The organism is Cohnella fermenti (assembly GCF_004801405.1).
GTDB lineage: Bacteria > Bacillota > Bacilli > Paenibacillales > Paenibacillaceae > Cohnella > Cohnella fermenti.
In genome coordinates, this window is sequence record NZ_SSOB01000051.1 from 1 (window position 1) to 13,938 (window position 13,938).

General features: G+C 60.6%; 14 protein-coding genes. All 14 read left to right on the plus strand.

Annotated features, from left to right (window positions below; translation table 11 throughout):
• Positions 1 to 465: 465 nt before the first annotated feature.
• Positions 466 to 810, plus strand: a complete 345-nt coding sequence (locus tag E6C55_RS28090; protein WP_136373156.1) for a YojF family protein — start codon at positions 466 to 468, stop codon at positions 808 to 810.
• Between the two features lie 35 nt (positions 811 to 845).
• The gene (gene bshB2, locus E6C55_RS28095; RefSeq protein ID WP_136373157.1) at positions 846 to 1,505 is read left to right on the plus strand and encodes a bacillithiol biosynthesis deacetylase BshB2; all 660 of its coding nucleotides are present in this window, start codon (positions 846 to 848) and stop codon (positions 1,503 to 1,505) included.
• A 48-nt stretch (positions 1,506 to 1,553) separates the two neighbouring features.
• A complete protein-coding gene (locus E6C55_RS28100) occupies positions 1,554 to 1,844 on the plus strand; it encodes a stalk domain-containing protein (protein WP_168735921.1) in 291 nt (96 codons plus the stop codon).
• A gap of 1,392 nt (positions 1,845 to 3,236) precedes the next feature.
• Positions 3,237 to 3,893 (plus strand): sensor histidine kinase, encoded by a 657-nt coding sequence (locus tag E6C55_RS28105; RefSeq protein ID WP_168735922.1) that lies wholly within the window; start codon positions 3,237 to 3,239, stop codon positions 3,891 to 3,893.
• A gap of 16 nt (positions 3,894 to 3,909) precedes the next feature.
• The gene (locus E6C55_RS28110) at positions 3,910 to 4,581 is read left to right on the plus strand and encodes a response regulator (RefSeq protein ID WP_136373160.1); all 672 of its coding nucleotides are present in this window, start codon (positions 3,910 to 3,912) and stop codon (positions 4,579 to 4,581) included.
• Between the two features lie 247 nt (positions 4,582 to 4,828).
• Positions 4,829 to 5,587: a YveK family protein gene (locus E6C55_RS28115; protein WP_136373161.1), complete on the plus strand. Its 759-nt coding sequence runs from the start codon at positions 4,829 to 4,831 to the stop codon at positions 5,585 to 5,587.
• Complete coding sequence (locus E6C55_RS28120; protein WP_136373162.1) at positions 5,568 to 6,233, plus strand: CpsD/CapB family tyrosine-protein kinase; 666 nt, start codon at positions 5,568 to 5,570, stop codon at positions 6,231 to 6,233. Before E6C55_RS28115 ends, E6C55_RS28120 begins: the two co-directional genes overlap by 20 nt.
• A gap of 229 nt (positions 6,234 to 6,462) precedes the next feature.
• A complete protein-coding gene (gene galU / locus E6C55_RS28125; protein ID WP_136373163.1) occupies positions 6,463 to 7,362 on the plus strand; it encodes a UTP--glucose-1-phosphate uridylyltransferase GalU in 900 nt (299 codons plus the stop codon).
• A 19-nt stretch (positions 7,363 to 7,381) separates the two neighbouring features.
• Positions 7,382 to 8,038 carry a sugar transferase gene (locus E6C55_RS28130; protein ID WP_330999669.1) on the plus strand — a complete coding sequence of 219 codons (657 nt, stop codon included), beginning with the start codon at positions 7,382 to 7,384 and terminating at the stop codon, positions 8,036 to 8,038.
• A 27-nt stretch (positions 8,039 to 8,065) separates the two neighbouring features.
• Positions 8,066 to 9,319, plus strand: a complete 1,254-nt coding sequence (locus E6C55_RS28135) for a glycosyltransferase (RefSeq protein WP_136373165.1) — start codon at positions 8,066 to 8,068, stop codon at positions 9,317 to 9,319.
• Between the two features lie 11 nt (positions 9,320 to 9,330).
• The gene (locus E6C55_RS28140) at positions 9,331 to 10,731 is read left to right on the plus strand and encodes an O-antigen ligase family protein (protein ID WP_136373166.1); all 1,401 of its coding nucleotides are present in this window, start codon (positions 9,331 to 9,333) and stop codon (positions 10,729 to 10,731) included.
• On the plus strand, positions 10,728 to 11,969 hold the full coding sequence (locus E6C55_RS28145) for a glycosyltransferase family 4 protein (RefSeq protein WP_168735923.1): 1,242 nt from the start codon (positions 10,728 to 10,730) through the stop codon (positions 11,967 to 11,969). The genes E6C55_RS28140 and E6C55_RS28145 overlap by 4 nt, the downstream gene beginning before the upstream one ends.
• Before the next feature lies 1 nt (position 11,970).
• A complete protein-coding gene (locus E6C55_RS28150) occupies positions 11,971 to 13,044 on the plus strand; it encodes a glycosyltransferase family 4 protein (RefSeq protein WP_136373168.1) in 1,074 nt (357 codons plus the stop codon).
• Complete coding sequence (locus E6C55_RS28155; RefSeq protein WP_136373169.1) at positions 13,041 to 13,931, plus strand: glycosyltransferase; 891 nt, start codon at positions 13,041 to 13,043, stop codon at positions 13,929 to 13,931. Before E6C55_RS28150 ends, E6C55_RS28155 begins: the two co-directional genes overlap by 4 nt.
• Positions 13,932 to 13,938: the final 7 nt, after the last annotated feature.

Genomic DNA, 13,938 nt, shown 5'->3' on the forward strand with positions numbered 1-13,938 from the left:
TATCTACAAATAACCATTCTGTGAAAGATGCGTCGAAGAGCCGTATGCGGGAATTCCGCACGTACGGATCTGTGAGGGGGACGGGCACAATCCTCGAAAGGAGAGGCCCTACCTACTCGACCATTGGAGCGGCTCGATGGCGGGCAGTTTGGGCGATTCTATGTGAAAAATAGCATACATAGAGAAAATTCCGGCTCGAGTTGCCGGATGTATGCGAAAAATCACATAAAACGCCGTATTTCCCTACTGCCTGCGCCGACGAATGTGAAAAATCACATAAATTGCAAAAGCCTCCGGGCCAGAGGGGATCGAAGGGGCCAAATGGGGCCAAAGCGGCGAATAGCGATGCGGGAGAGAGGAAAAGGACCGTCAGGGCAAGCCTCCTGGCGTTTTTTTTACGTTCGCCGCCGGCGGCCAACAATGGTATACTGACGTAGAATGTTTCTCATACGAGGAGGGGACCCTATGCACCCTATCGACACGGCCGACGTTCAGCGCCGAATCGACGCCCTGGTCGGGCAGGACTTATATGTGCACATGGAGATGACGACGGGAGCCTATACGGCTCATCACGATACGACGAAGCATCCGGCGGCGAACTTCATTACGAATGCCGTCGTTCGGTACGAGCTCGGCTCGATCTCGGGCGCCGGGCCATACCGGGTCGGACTCAAGCTGGAGAAGGGCTGGATCTACACGGAAGGCTTGACCCATTACGACGCCGCCGAGGAAGAGCGGCTGCTCATGTCGGGTCACGACAGCTCCGGCAAGCTGGTCGTCTCGCTGCAGTTCAGTCGGGAACCCTTCTAACCGTGAACTATTCAGAATAGAGAGGAGAGATGGACATGCACCAATCGATATTAGTTGTGCTGCCGCATCCGGACGACGAGTGCTTCGGCCTGTCGGGGACGCTTGCGAAGGAGATCGCGGGCGGAGCGCGCGTGACCTACGGCTGCCTGACGCTAGGGCAGATGGGGCGCAACATGGGGGCCGAACCGTACAACAGCCGCGTGGCGCTTCCTTCCGTGCGGAAGGGGGAACTTGAGAAGTCCTGCGCGGCGATCGGCATTCAGGACGTGCGGCTGATGGGCTTCCACGACAAGACGATCGAGTTCGAGGATCGCACGCTGCTCGACGGCGCCATCGAGGAGCTCGTTCGCGAGGTGAAGCCGGACGTTATCTACACGTTCTATCCCGGCTACTCCGTCCATCCCGACCATGACGCGACCGGGGCGGCCGTCGTTCGGGTTATCGGGAGGCTGCCGAAGGGCGAGCGCCCGCCGGTTCGCTGCATGGCGTTCTCGCGGGACCATGAGCGGGACATCGGCGGTCCGGACGTGTTCGAGGACGTAAAGAGCTTCCTGAAGCCGAAGGTCGCTTCCATCCTGGCGCATCGCACGCAGTTCCAGGTGCCGGGACTCGACGGCGAGAACGCGCACAAATCGAAGGAGCTCCAAGAGAGATTCGGAACCGAGCGGTTCTGGACGTATCCGTTCGGGGATTGAAGAACCAGCGCAGCGAGAAATGAATTCCATATGGGAGAGTCTGCTGCCATGAGGTATAAGATGGGGATCGCGCTTGCTGCGATCCTTCTGTTTGTCACGACTTATTCATTCGCGTTCGCTCAAACCGACTCTTCGATCGGTATAAAGCTGAACGATCAAACACTGGCGTTGAGCCAGCAACCTTATGCGGAGAATGGAGCGGTCATGATTCCGTTAAGAGGCGTATTCGAGAAGCTTGGTTTGAGTGTCGACTGGACAGGGACAGTATATCGTTCCGGAGATGAAGCCGGGCGATACGGCTCAGGCAAGCGTAACGATCATTGGCGTTCATTCTTATAAGGCTCCGGAACGTGCTTCGTTCACATATCGGCAAGGCAATCGACTGCTTGGCGAGATTCGACTGTTGAATGTAGGGGCTTCTCAAGTAACAGGGCATGTGAAGGATGATCTCGGCAATGCGGTATCCGCTAGTTTTACGGTAAACTGGAACGATCGGACGGCGAATACATCCTATATGTGGCCGGAATTCCCTATGAGTTTACCTACGAGGCGTCCATGACAAGTTTGCTTGATGTTGTTCTTCCAAGATAGTTTCTTTCGTAGAACCAGGAATGAATAGAACTTATTACGTTGGAGGAATGATGGAAGGGAAGACTTATCGCCTTGAATTGCAGGCTTTATATCTACGGACGATCAATTCTTCGACTCCGATTAATGTAAACAGGAAGATGTCCCATACCATCACCTTCGTCTACGAGAAGTCGATGAAGTCCCTTGATCCGGTCGTATTTGAGCCATAGCAGAGAATATGCATTTCCGTCGTCGGGCCTTCGAGCCCGGCGGCTTTTTTTGCTTATGGTGACAAGGGAGAGCGAGGCCGTCAATGGCGGGAATATATGTGAAAATTCACATTGGCGCAGCACGATAGCGGGCGATTTGGGCGATTGTATGCGAAAAACCACATTCGTGGAGGAATTTCCGGCCCGAGGGGCCGCATATATGCGAGAAATCATATAAAACGCCGCGATTGCCTCCAATCCAAGCTGACGAATGTAAAAAATCATATAAAATCGCAAAAGTCACCGCAAAAGTCACCGTAAGAGTCACCGCCAAGGGAATCGGATCGGGGGAGCGAGCAGCGTGGAGGCTCCTCCTTCATGACCAGCGGAACGGCGCACATCTAGGAGAAGAGACAGAGATCCAAAGTACGTCTCGCTCCTCCGTTGCTCCCGCAAACCCTCGGAACCTTCCTCATATTTCTCATTCGCGCGTGAATTCCTTCTCATTTTCCCCGGCTGGCGATTGTCCTCTCTCATGCTGTAAGCGCTTCAATAACCGATTTCTTCGATGGGAATTCTAAAATCTATTTAAATTCCTCCCCGCACCCCGAGAATCGCCCTGAGACATAGGTCCCACCGAATGCTCTTATATATAGGAAGAAACACGAATTCGGGAGCGGACGAGGAGAATGGCCGAAGGCTTGAATACGTGACGACTGGCGGGGAGTTTGTGGGAAAAAATGGGTTGAATTCCGCTGAGAAAAATTTGGCGGCGTGACCTAGGACTCAAAATCACCCTGCCCAGCACCGCCCGTGAAATCGGTACTCCCGGAGCATGGGCATGTCAGATGCCGCAGGGTATGTTGAAAATAGACACCATTTTCAAAATCGAGGGAAATGAGAAGAAGATTGGAGTTTTCTCATCATTGACATGGAAAGGGTGAAGACAGGAATGGCTATTCAGAGCGAGTCCGGATTGGAGCCGTACGTTCTCTTCGAAGAGCGAACCCGAATTGCGGAAGAGCTTCACGATCGAATCTGTCCGCATCTGTTCGGGATTGCGTGCGCGGTTCATTCCGTCGAACAGGAATGGGGCTCCTTGTCGGAGGAGCAGAAGCTGGAGCAGCTTAGGGAGATTCAGGCGGCCGCCTCGACGGCGTCCCGCGAGATGCGGGCGACGATCTACGATCTGAGCTCGGCGGAAGAAGAGGGGGCGTCCTGGCTTGACGGAATTCGGTCGCTGCTTCACAGCCTGGGCAAGCTGAACGGCGTCCGGATCGGCTTCTGCGCGCCGGATTCCGTCTGTCGCTTGTCCGTCCACCAACGGAAGGCGCTGTACCGAATCATCTCCGAAGCGGCGGGCAATGCGATCCGTCATGGCGAGTGCAGCGAGGTGAACGTGAAGCTGTCGATGCTGCGTTCGTCCGTCACGCTCCGCGTCTCCGACAACGGGAGGGGCTTCGATGCGTGCGCGCGGCTGGCGAAGGAGAAGGAGTACGGCTTCGGGCTTCGCAACATGAGACAGCAGGCGACCTCGCTTGGCGGCTCCATGCAGATATGCAGCCAGCCCGGCAGCGGAGCGCGGATCGTCGTGCGTCTGCCTATTTAGCAAGAGAGGTGATTGTGTGAAAATCGTTATCGTAGACGACCACCCGCTCGTGCGGGGCGGCCTTAAGGCGATTGTGTCGAAGGAAGAGGAGCTTGAGCTGGCCGGTGAAGCGGACTCGATCGGAGAGGCGATTGCGCTTATCGATCGGACAAGGCCGGACGTCGCCGTCGTCGACATCAAGTTGGGCGCGGAGTCCGGCTTCGAGCTTGTGAAGGCGTGCCGCGGGCTGCCGTGCTCGTTCATGATGCTGACCTCGTCGGCATCGGAGACGGACATTCGGCTGGCCCAGGAGAGCGGCGCTTCCGGCTATGTGCTGAAGGAGGCGCCGCCGGAGGAGCTGCTGCTCGCAATCAAGATGATCGGCAGGGGGCGCACGTACTTCGACCAGAGCCTGCTCGGCGCTCTGCTGCGCAAGGACCCGGACGATCCGCTCGAGAAGCTGACGCCGAAGGAACGGGAGGTGCTCGGCGCGCTTGGGGAGGGCTTGTCGAACGGAGCGGTGGCCCGCAAGCTTGTCATCAGCGAGTTCACGGTCAAGAAGCATGTCAGCCGGATCTTCCAGAAGCTGAACCTCGGGGACCGCACGCAGGCCGCGCTGTTCGCGCAAGCGCAAGGAATCGGGTCGTATTCGCCACCTGACAAGCAAGAGGAGGGGAATGTCCCCTTGTATGGTACGAAAGTGGAATAGGGATGCTACCGACGCGGCAGGGTGATGGCTTCTGAAGAAGAAGCAAAATCATCCTGTCGCGTAATAGTTTTGTCCGGAGAGATCGGCTTAGAATTTAATTAGGCGAGATGAGGCGGAGCTAAAGCGGAGTTAGAACGGAGATACAGCAGAGATACAGCGGGAATAAGACGAGCTCCGGCAGACGGAACAAACGTAATTAATCAGAAAATTTCGACTAAATCCAATACAGACGACGGAGGACGACGGCTTGGAAATTCAACGATACTGGAGCGTAATCCGGAAGAGGCTGTGGATGATCGCCCTTATCGCGATCGTCGGATGTTTGGCGGCAGGGTGGTACACAAGCAGGCATTCGCAGCCGAGCTACCAAGCGGTCGTGAAGCTGATGGTCTACCAGAAGACGGAGCCGGAAGCGGGAGCAACGGCAACGCCCGACGCCGCCGCGATCAATTCCAGCATCCAGCTTATCAAGACCTACAAGCAATTGATTCTCACGCCAAGAATACTGAACCGGGTCGCGGAGATGTATCCCGATCTTCACACGACGGCGGGAGAGCTCGGGGCGAAGCTCGGCGTCTCCTCCGCAAGCGAGACGCAGCTTATGACCGTCGCCGTGACGGACGGATCGTACCCGAGGGCGGCCAAGATGGCCAACGCTGTCGCCAGTGTTTTCCAAGAGCAGGTGAAGGAGCTGCTGAACTTAAGCAACGTGTTCGTCATCGATTGGGCCGACCCGTCGGAGGCGAGGGGGGGCGCAGCCCCTTCAACCGCCAAGAACGTCGCGATTGCGCTGGTCCTGACGCTCATGATCGGCGGAGGCCTCGCCTTCCTGCTGGAGCATATGGACGATTCGGTCAAGGACGAGCGGGACGTGCGGGAGCGGCTGAACATGCCGCTGCTCTCGGACATTCCGCGAATCGGAAGGCGGGAGCTGGCAGAACGGGATGGCAGCCCCGCATCAAGCTTGAAGACGAGGAGGAGTTCGAATGTCACATTGGATGCGTAACGAGGGGATGCGTAGCCGGGGGCTCATTACGAGCCGGAGCCCGAAGTCGAAGGCCGCCGAAGGCTACCGCAAGCTGCGGACGAGCATCGAGATGCTGGGGCGGAGCGGGAGCCTGAAGACGATCGCGGTCGTCTCCGCCGAATCGGGCGAAGGCAGAAGCACGACTTCGGCCAACATCGCCGTTGCCTACTCGCAGGCGAACCGCAAGGTGCTGCTGCTCGACTCGGATCTGCGGTCGCCGGCGCTGCACCGGATCTTCGAGCTTCGCAACGACAAGGGCTTAAGCACGGTGCTGGCCGGAGACGGCGATGTGGAGGTTGCGGAGGTTGCGCAGCGGACGGAGATCGACAATCTGCGGGTCGTCTGCGCGGGGCCCGTGCCGCCGAATCCTGCGGAACTGCTCGAGTCCGAGGCGATGACCGCCTTGCTCGAATCCGCGAAGAGGAGCTTCGACATCGTTATTCTCGACACCGCCGCCATGCAAGGCGCCTCGGACGGGCTGATCGTCGCCGACAAGTGCGACGGCGCCGTGCTCGTCATCCGGCGCGGCCGGACGAAGCTGGAAGCCGCCGAACGGGCGAAGGAATCGCTGGAGGCGAGCCGAACCCAGATGATCGGCGCGGTGTTCAACCGCATCGGCCGCTGAGCGACGATGAGATGAGCGATTAGAGAACAACGCAAGCGATCCCGCGAGGGAAGGACATGTCTCCTGCTCCTTTATCACCGGAGGCACTCGGCCATGCTGTGGGCATAGCGGCCTTAGACGTGAATCGTCAAGGGTGTGGCGTGAGGATGGGTTCGATGCCCGCTTGTTTTATTTTGTTTGGCAAATCTGCAAGTTGCGAGAGAGATTGACATAGATGGGGTGAGAGCGAATGAAAAAAGTGAGAAAGGCCATCATTCCCGCGGCCGGGCTCGGGACGAGATTCCTGCCCGCGACCAAGGCGATGCCGAAGGAGATGCTGCCGATCGTCGACAAGCCGACGATCCAGTACATCGTGGAGGAGGCGATCGAATCCGGAATCGAGGATATTATCGTCGTCACCGGCAAGGGCAAACGGGCGATCGAGGATCACTTTGACATCGCCTTCGAGCTCGAGCAGACACTGGAAGAGAAGGGCAAGCTCGACATCCTGGACAAGGTTCGCCAGTCGTCGAACGTCGAGATTCACTACATCCGGCAGAAGGAAGCGAAGGGGCTCGGCCATGCGGTCTGGTGCGCCCGCAACTTCATCGGCAACGAGCCGTTCGCCGTGCTGCTCGGGGATGACATCGTGCAGTCGGACACTCCGTGCACCGGCCAGTTGATCAAGCAATACGAGAAGACCGGCAAGTCGGTCATCGGCGTGCAGGCGGTCGGCACGGACCAGACGAGCCGCTACGGCATTCTCGATCCTTACGAGAAGAGCGGCCGGCTGTACAAGGTTCGCCGCTTCGTGGAGAAGCCGCCGCAAGGGCAGGCGCCGTCCAATCTGGCGATCATGGGCCGCTATGTGCTGGCGCCGGAGATCTTCGAATTCCTCGGGCGGCACGAGGTCGGGGCGGGCGGCGAGATTCAGCTTACCGACGCGATCCAGAAGCTGAACGAGGAGCTTGGCGTGTACGCCTACGACTTCGAGGGGATGAGGTACGACGTCGGCGAGAAGCTCGGCTACATCATGACGACGGTCGACTTCGCGCTTCGCAACGAAGAGCTTAAACACAAGCTGGTATCGCAGCTTGAGGAGCTGCTCTGGAGAGAGAAGGTGAGCGGAAGCCATGGCCCTGCGGTATGATCGCGACATTGTCGCCAAAATGACGGAATTCGAGCGGAAGCGGCTGGCCGAACGCAGCAAGGACGGCCTGGCGATCTATACGGCCGTCAAGCGGGCGATGGACGTGGCCGGTTCGCTCTGCGGAATCGCGCTGCTCTCCCCGGTGCTCGCCTCCGTCGCGCTGCTCATCAAGCTGGACGATCCGAAGGCGCCGATTCTGTTCGGCCAGACGCGGATCGGGAAGAACGGCGTGCCGTTCCGCATGTACAAGTTCCGCTCCATGATTCCGGACGCGGAGAAGAAGCTTGGGGACCTGCTCGCGAAGAACGAGATTCAGGGCGCGATGTTCAAGATGAAGGACGACCCGCGCATTACCCGAATCGGCAAGGTGCTTCGCAAGTCGAGCCTGGACGAGCTGCCGCAATTGTTCAACGTGCTAAGAGGAGAGATGTCGCTCGTCGGCCCGCGGCCGCCGCTGCCCAGGGAGGTGGAACAGTACACGGAATACGACAAGCTCCGCTTGACGGTCGCTTCGGGCTGCACGGGATTGTGGCAGGTGAACGGCCGCAACGAGCTCAGCTTCGAGCAGATGGTGGAGCTCGACCTGCAATACATTCGGCAGAGGAGCATTCGGGGGGATCTGAAGATTATATTCCGGACCTTCAAGCTGTTGCTTGGGGCCAAGAACGCGTATTAACGCATTAAACCGAGAGGGTGGCTGTGCATGCGCAAGATCGTTTTTCTAACCAATCGCCTGCCCTTCCCCGGAACCGACGGACGCAAGAACATGCTGCTCCAGTACGTTCGCGAGATGAAGGAGATTCATCCGGACAGCGAGATCGTGAACCTCAGCTTCGTGGACGATCCGAAGTATCTGCAGCGGCAGCCGCCGGAGATCAGCCGCGTTGTGCCCCTCGAGCTGCCGGGACTTGCGGAGAAGCTGTACAACGTGCTCGTTCATTCGCTGATCCGCAGAAAATGGCCAATCCAGGTGTCCGCCTACTACAGCCGGAAGACGCACTCTCGGATTCGGGAGCTGCTGCGGGAGGAGAAGCCGGACTTCGTCTTCTACGACATGGTCCGGGTGGCGGAATACTTGACGGAAGGCGCGGGGCGCACGGCGCTCAGCTACGACGACCTGCTGTCGCTCCGGTATCGCCGCCAGCTCGATTGGTTCCGCTACATTCCGTCCGTTCTCGGAGGCTTCGCCGACAAGCTGCCGGGCAGCCTGAAGCGCTTCGCGGATCTGAAGTTCGTGCAGCGCCGGCTTATCTCCTTCGAGAGCAAACTCCTCGCCGATTACGAGGTATCGGCGGCTCCCCGCTTCGATCATCTGATCTTCACCTCCCCTGCGGAAGCGCAAACGTTCCGCCAAGAGACCCGCCACGAATCGTGCCACGGCATTCCGATGAAGGTCGAACCGGTCCCTCCGGCGAACGGCTCCCGGCAATACGACCGCGACAAGCTTGTGTTCGTCGGCAAGATGGACATTCCCCACAACGGCTCCGCCGCCGTGTACTTCTGCGAGCGGATCTGGCCGAGCATCAAGCGGCAGAGACCGACCGCTTCCTTCTACATCGTCGGCAAAAATCCGACATCGGAGGTTCGCCGGCTGCAGGAGCAGTATCCCGGCGTCGTCGTGACCGGAGAGGTGGACGACGTCAAGAAGGTTGTCGGCGATTCGGCGGTTATGGTCGCGCCGCTGCTGTTCGGGACCGGCATCAAGACCAAGATTCTGGAGGCGATGGCCTGGGGTGTCCCGGTCGTGACGAACCGGATCGGCAGCGAAGGGCTTGACGCGAGCCACGGGGAGGAGCTGTTCGTGTGCGAGTCGGAGGAGGAGATGGTGAAGGACGTGCTGCTCCTCATGGGCGATCCGGAGGTCAATGACAGCATGTCGGGCAATTCGATCCGCTACGTGTCGGACCGCTTCAGCGGCTCGGCCGCGCGGAGCAATATGGAGCTGATCTTATCGTAAGGGCGGGAAGAGTGCAGACGGGGAAAGGAGCCGGGCTTGCGGGAGAGGAGCGGACGGCGGGCGGGAAGAGGAGCTTGAGGAGCGATCCGATCCGGACGATGATCGTCGCTCTGTTCCTGTTCTCGCTGGCGGTTATTACGTATGACAGCCTGCCGTACATTCCGTTCTCGGTTTATCGCCCGCTGGCGATGTTCCCGATGTTCGCCGCGTCGGCGCTGCTGCTGTTCACCGACTTCCGGTTCCGGAAGGGAGACGTGCTGCTGACGCTGTTCGCCGCCTACAGCATCGGGCATTCGCTGCTGGTCTCGGTCTGGGAAGGCGGTACGGGAGGCAGTCTGAAGCATTCGCTGACGCTGCTGTTCGGGTTGTCCATGTACCGGGTATCCGTCTACATCGCGCAGGAAGCGAAGGACGATCCGGCGCTGCGCAAGAGGATTGCCGTCAGCCTGCTCATCGGAATGGGGCCGCCGCTGCTGGCCGGTCTGCTGCAGACGGCGGACGCGTACCTCCTTCGCAGCGGCGTCTCGAGGACGATCACCGGCCTGTTCTCGGAGAAGGTCTACAAGGGGCGGATTCAGATGCTCTCGGGGGAACCGTCCTGGGCGGGCATCCATCTGCTGAGCTGCGGGCTGCTTCTGCTCTATCTGTACAAGGAAGGTTATCGAAGGCTTACGAGGATTCCGCTGATCGGCTGCGCGCTGCTGCTTGTGCTGTCGTTCTCGGCGTACGCCTACAGTGTATTATTGACGGCCCTATTGGTCTACGTGCTCATCGCGAACAAGTATCGCGGTCGGATGCTGCTCGCGCTCGGCGCGATCGCGGCGCTTATCGGCGTCGGGGTGCCGTTCCTGCTGGAGACGCTCAAGGTGAGCGGCTACTTCACGGATCGGTTCCAGTTCGATTTCGCCCACCTGCTCAAGGCGGACAATTCGTTCTTCATCCGGGTTGTGTTCCCGGCGATCGGGTTTATCGAGTTCGGGCAGCATCCGATCTTCGGCGTCGGAGGCGGGTTCTATTACAAGGGGTTCGCGGATTTATTGCTTAAGCACTTCGAATACGGGATGAAGTTCAGCGAGGTGAGGAACCTTGTGCTGGACCATCCCGAGATGGCCACCTCGCGCAATCTGTGGGCGAAGGTGTTCGCGGAGGAGGGGCTGATCGGCGCCTCGTTGTTCCTGGGGTTCATGGCCGCCGCGCTGCGAAGCGCACGCGGCCGGCCCTACGCCCTGTTCGCATTCGCATTATGCGTATCGCTGGTCATGAACTTCGATTCCTATTCGTTCGTGAACTTCTGGCTGCTGATCGGCTGGATTCGCGGCGGGTTCTTCGAAGAGCGGCCGGCCGCGCCGCAGGCGCAAGGGGCCGGGGCATGGGAGAAGGCGCGGGAGAAGGAGTGGAGACGCATCGCATGAGAATTGTCATTATCAACAGTCTGTATACGCCGCACATCATCGGCGGAGCGGAGATCTCGACGCAGATCCTGGCGGAAGCGTTGACCGAAGCGGCCGACGTTCACGTTCTGACGCTCGGCGGACAGAAGCGCAAGGCGGGGACGGTCACGGAGCGAATCCGCGGCGTCACCGTCCATCGTCTGCCGTATGCCGGCCTGTATTGGATCGGGGAAGGGAAGAAGCGCAGCCTCGCGGCGAGAACGCTGCGCCGGCTGAGCGACCTGTACAACCCGGTTCAGATCGGGGCGGTGAAGGAGCGGCTCGAAACGATTCGGCCGGATGTGATCCATACCCAGAACCTGTCCGGCTTCGGCGCCGCCGTCTGGACGGCGGGAGAATCGCTCGGCATTCCGATCGCGCATACGCTGCGGGATTATTCGCTGCTGTCTCCGGTCAGCTCGCCGCTTGCGAACCGGGCGCTGGCGAAGCTCTATTCGCTGACCTCCGCGGGGTTCAGCCGCAAGGTGTCGGCGGTGGTCGGCATCTCCACGCATATTCTGAAGCGGCATACGAACGCGGGGCTGTTCCCCGCGGCGGAGAGCCGGGTCATCCCGAATGCGGTGGACGGGGACATTGTTGCCGCGGAGAGAATCGGTGCGCACCGGCCGCTGCGAATCGGCTGCTTCGGCCGGGTCGAGCCGGAGAAGGGCGTGCGCGAGTTCGTCGAAGCGGCGCTTCCGCTGCCGCCGGACGCGGTGGAGCAAGTTGTCGTCTGCGGAGAAGGCAGCCTGCTTGAGGAGCTGCGGACGCTTTGCCGGGACGACCCGCGGTTCGTCTTCCCCGGCAAGGTCAAGCCGGAGGAAGCGCGCGCGCTGATGGCCGATATGGACGCGAACTTCGTGCCTTCGATCTGGGAGGAGCCGTTCGGCCGGGTCATTATCGAGTCGTACCAGGTCGGCACGCCGGTGTACGCTTCCGCGGTGGGGGGCATCCCCGACGCCGTCTGGAGCCCGGACGAGTTCTTGTTCCGGCCGGGAAGCGCCGTCGCCATTCGCGCGAAGATCATGGAGTTCTGCGACAAGACGGCCGAGGAGAGGCGCCTTCTGCAGGAGCAATGCATCCGGCATTGCCGGAAGTTCACACAGGCTTCCCTGCTCGAGAGTCATCTGGAGCTGTATGGCGGGCTGCTCGCGGGGCGCCGGGAATGGCCGGCGAATGTCGTTATAACCGGCGGGCACCGCGTTCGGGCAGGTGAATGAGATGGGCAGCGAATCTATCGTGTACATGAGCCCGAAGCGGAGTCCGCACAACAAGTATTCGGAGCTGCTGTCCGAATCGCTGGAGCGGCTCGGGCAGCGGGTGGAGCATTACGACCGGGGAGCGATGCGGAAGCCCCGCAGAGGCGACATCGTTCACTTCCATTGGCCAAGCAACTCGTATACGGCTTCGAGCTTCCCGCTGACGGCGGTGAAGTCGGGCTTCTTCCTGCTATTGCTGCTCGCATACAAGCTGAGGGGCGTGCGGCTCTATTGGACGATCCACAACGTCTGGCCGCATGCCGGCAAGACGCGCTGGGACGTGTTCATGCGCAAGCGGCTGCTCGGCCTGTGCGACGCGGCGTTCGCGCTCAGCGAATCGGTCCGGCGGGAAGCCGCCGCCGCGTTCGGCGCGAATCCGGACAAGATCGCGGTCACGCCGCACGGCCATTATGCCGGGGCCTATCCCGCCGCCGGGGCGGACATTAGGGAGCGCTTCGGCATTCCGAAGGACCGCTTCCTGTTCCTGTTCGTCGGGCGGATCAACCCCTACAAAGGGGTGGAGAAGCTGACGGAAGCGTATCGCGCGATCGACTCCGGCCGCTGCGCGCTTCTGATTGCGGGACAGCCGGACGAAGGGTACGGGCTTGGCTTCCTGAATGCCGGGGATATCAAGCTGTACCCCGACTTCGTGGCCGACGAGGAGCTGGCCGACTACTTGCGTGCGGCCGATGCGGTCGTGCTGCCGTACCGGCAGATCTCGACGTCCGGCAGCGCGATTCTGGCGCTGTCGTACATGAAGCCGGTCATCGCGCCGCGGCTCGGAGCGCTCGGCGAATACGTCGCGGACGGCTGCGGCGTCCTGTACGACCCGGACGACCCGGACGGCCTCCGGCAGGCGCTGCTCGGCGCCATGGAGCTGGACCCGGCGCGGACGGAGGCGGCGATCGGGCGCAAGCTCATGGAATTGGATTGGGACCGCATCGCGGGCCGAATGATCCGTGTTTACGCCCGCCGGACGCTGCAAGAGGCGAACGGGGGCAATGAGGCGAACGAGACGAACGAGGTGAACGCATGAGAGCGACGGTGGCGATATGCACGCACAACCGCGCGGACGATCTGCGGGAAGCGCTGTTCAGCCTTCTCGGGCAGAGGACGGCCGAGCCCTTCGAGGTGATCGTCGTCGACAACGGCTCGACCGACCGAACCGCGCAGACGGTGTTGGAGTTCCAGCGCCTGGCGGGTATCCCGGTCCGCTACGTGTACGAAGAGCGGCTTGGCCTGTCGGTCGCCCGGAACCGCGCGATCCGCGAAGCGAAGGGGGAATTTATTCTGTTCCTGGACGATGACGCGATCGCGTCGGACGGCTGGGTTGCGGGAATCGTCGCCGTATTCGGGCGGGACCCGCGGATCGGCTGCGTCGGCGGCAAGATCGAGCCCGCCTGGGAAGGAGAGGCGCCTGCGTGGCTTCCCCCGGAGAACCGATCGCTCTACACCATTCTCGACTACTCCGACGAGGTCGCGGAGATGCAAGGCGCGATTCCGTTCGGGGCCAACGTTGCTTTTCGCAGAGTGGTGTTCGAGACGATGGCTCCGTTCCGCGAGGATCTCGGCCGGGTCGGGAGCAACCTGCTCTCGAGCGAGGAGTCGGAGCTGATCGACCGGATTCGCTCCGAGCATTCCGTCTACTACACGCCGCACGCCTCGGTGCTGCACAAGATCCCCCGCAGCCGAATGAACCGGAAGTGGCTGCTGCGCCGCATCTACTGGCAGGGAGTGAGCCGGGCGGTCAGCTCGGGGCCATCGCGCCGGACGCGGCTGCTCGCGGAATCGCTGCTGAAGGTGCCGACGTTCGCGCTGCTGTCGATCCCGGTGCTGTACGACAAGCGCCGCGTGTTCCGCAACGTCAGCCGGATCGCCTACAACAACGGGCTGCTGCGCGGCGTGCTGCGGACGTACCAGTGAGGGAAGT

What these genes read in the sequence shown, in the direction of transcription:
- E6C55_RS28090 (WP_136373156.1), top strand. Translation starts at nt 466, where the DNA reads ATGCACCCTATCGACACGGCCGACGTTCAGCGCCGAATCGACGCCCTG.
- bshB2 (WP_136373157.1), top strand. Translation starts at nt 846, where the DNA reads ATGCACCAATCGATATTAGTTGTGCTGCCGCATCCGGACGACGAGTGC.
- E6C55_RS28100 (WP_168735921.1), top strand. Translation starts at nt 1,554, where the DNA reads ATGAGGTATAAGATGGGGATCGCGCTTGCTGCGATCCTTCTGTTTGTC.
- E6C55_RS28105 (WP_168735922.1), top strand. Translation starts at nt 3,237, where the DNA reads ATGGCTATTCAGAGCGAGTCCGGATTGGAGCCGTACGTTCTCTTCGAA.
- E6C55_RS28120 (WP_136373162.1), top strand. Translation starts at nt 5,568, where the DNA reads ATGTCACATTGGATGCGTAACGAGGGGATGCGTAGCCGGGGGCTCATT.
- galU (WP_136373163.1), top strand. Translation starts at nt 6,463, where the DNA reads ATGAAAAAAGTGAGAAAGGCCATCATTCCCGCGGCCGGGCTCGGGACG.
- E6C55_RS28130 (WP_330999669.1), top strand. Translation starts at nt 7,382, where the DNA reads ATGACGGAATTCGAGCGGAAGCGGCTGGCCGAACGCAGCAAGGACGGC.
- E6C55_RS28135 (WP_136373165.1), top strand. Translation starts at nt 8,066, where the DNA reads ATGCGCAAGATCGTTTTTCTAACCAATCGCCTGCCCTTCCCCGGAACC.
- E6C55_RS28145 (WP_168735923.1), top strand. Translation starts at nt 10,728, where the DNA reads ATGAGAATTGTCATTATCAACAGTCTGTATACGCCGCACATCATCGGC.
- E6C55_RS28150 (WP_136373168.1), top strand. Translation starts at nt 11,971, where the DNA reads ATGGGCAGCGAATCTATCGTGTACATGAGCCCGAAGCGGAGTCCGCAC.
- E6C55_RS28155 (WP_136373169.1), top strand. Translation starts at nt 13,041, where the DNA reads ATGAGAGCGACGGTGGCGATATGCACGCACAACCGCGCGGACGATCTG.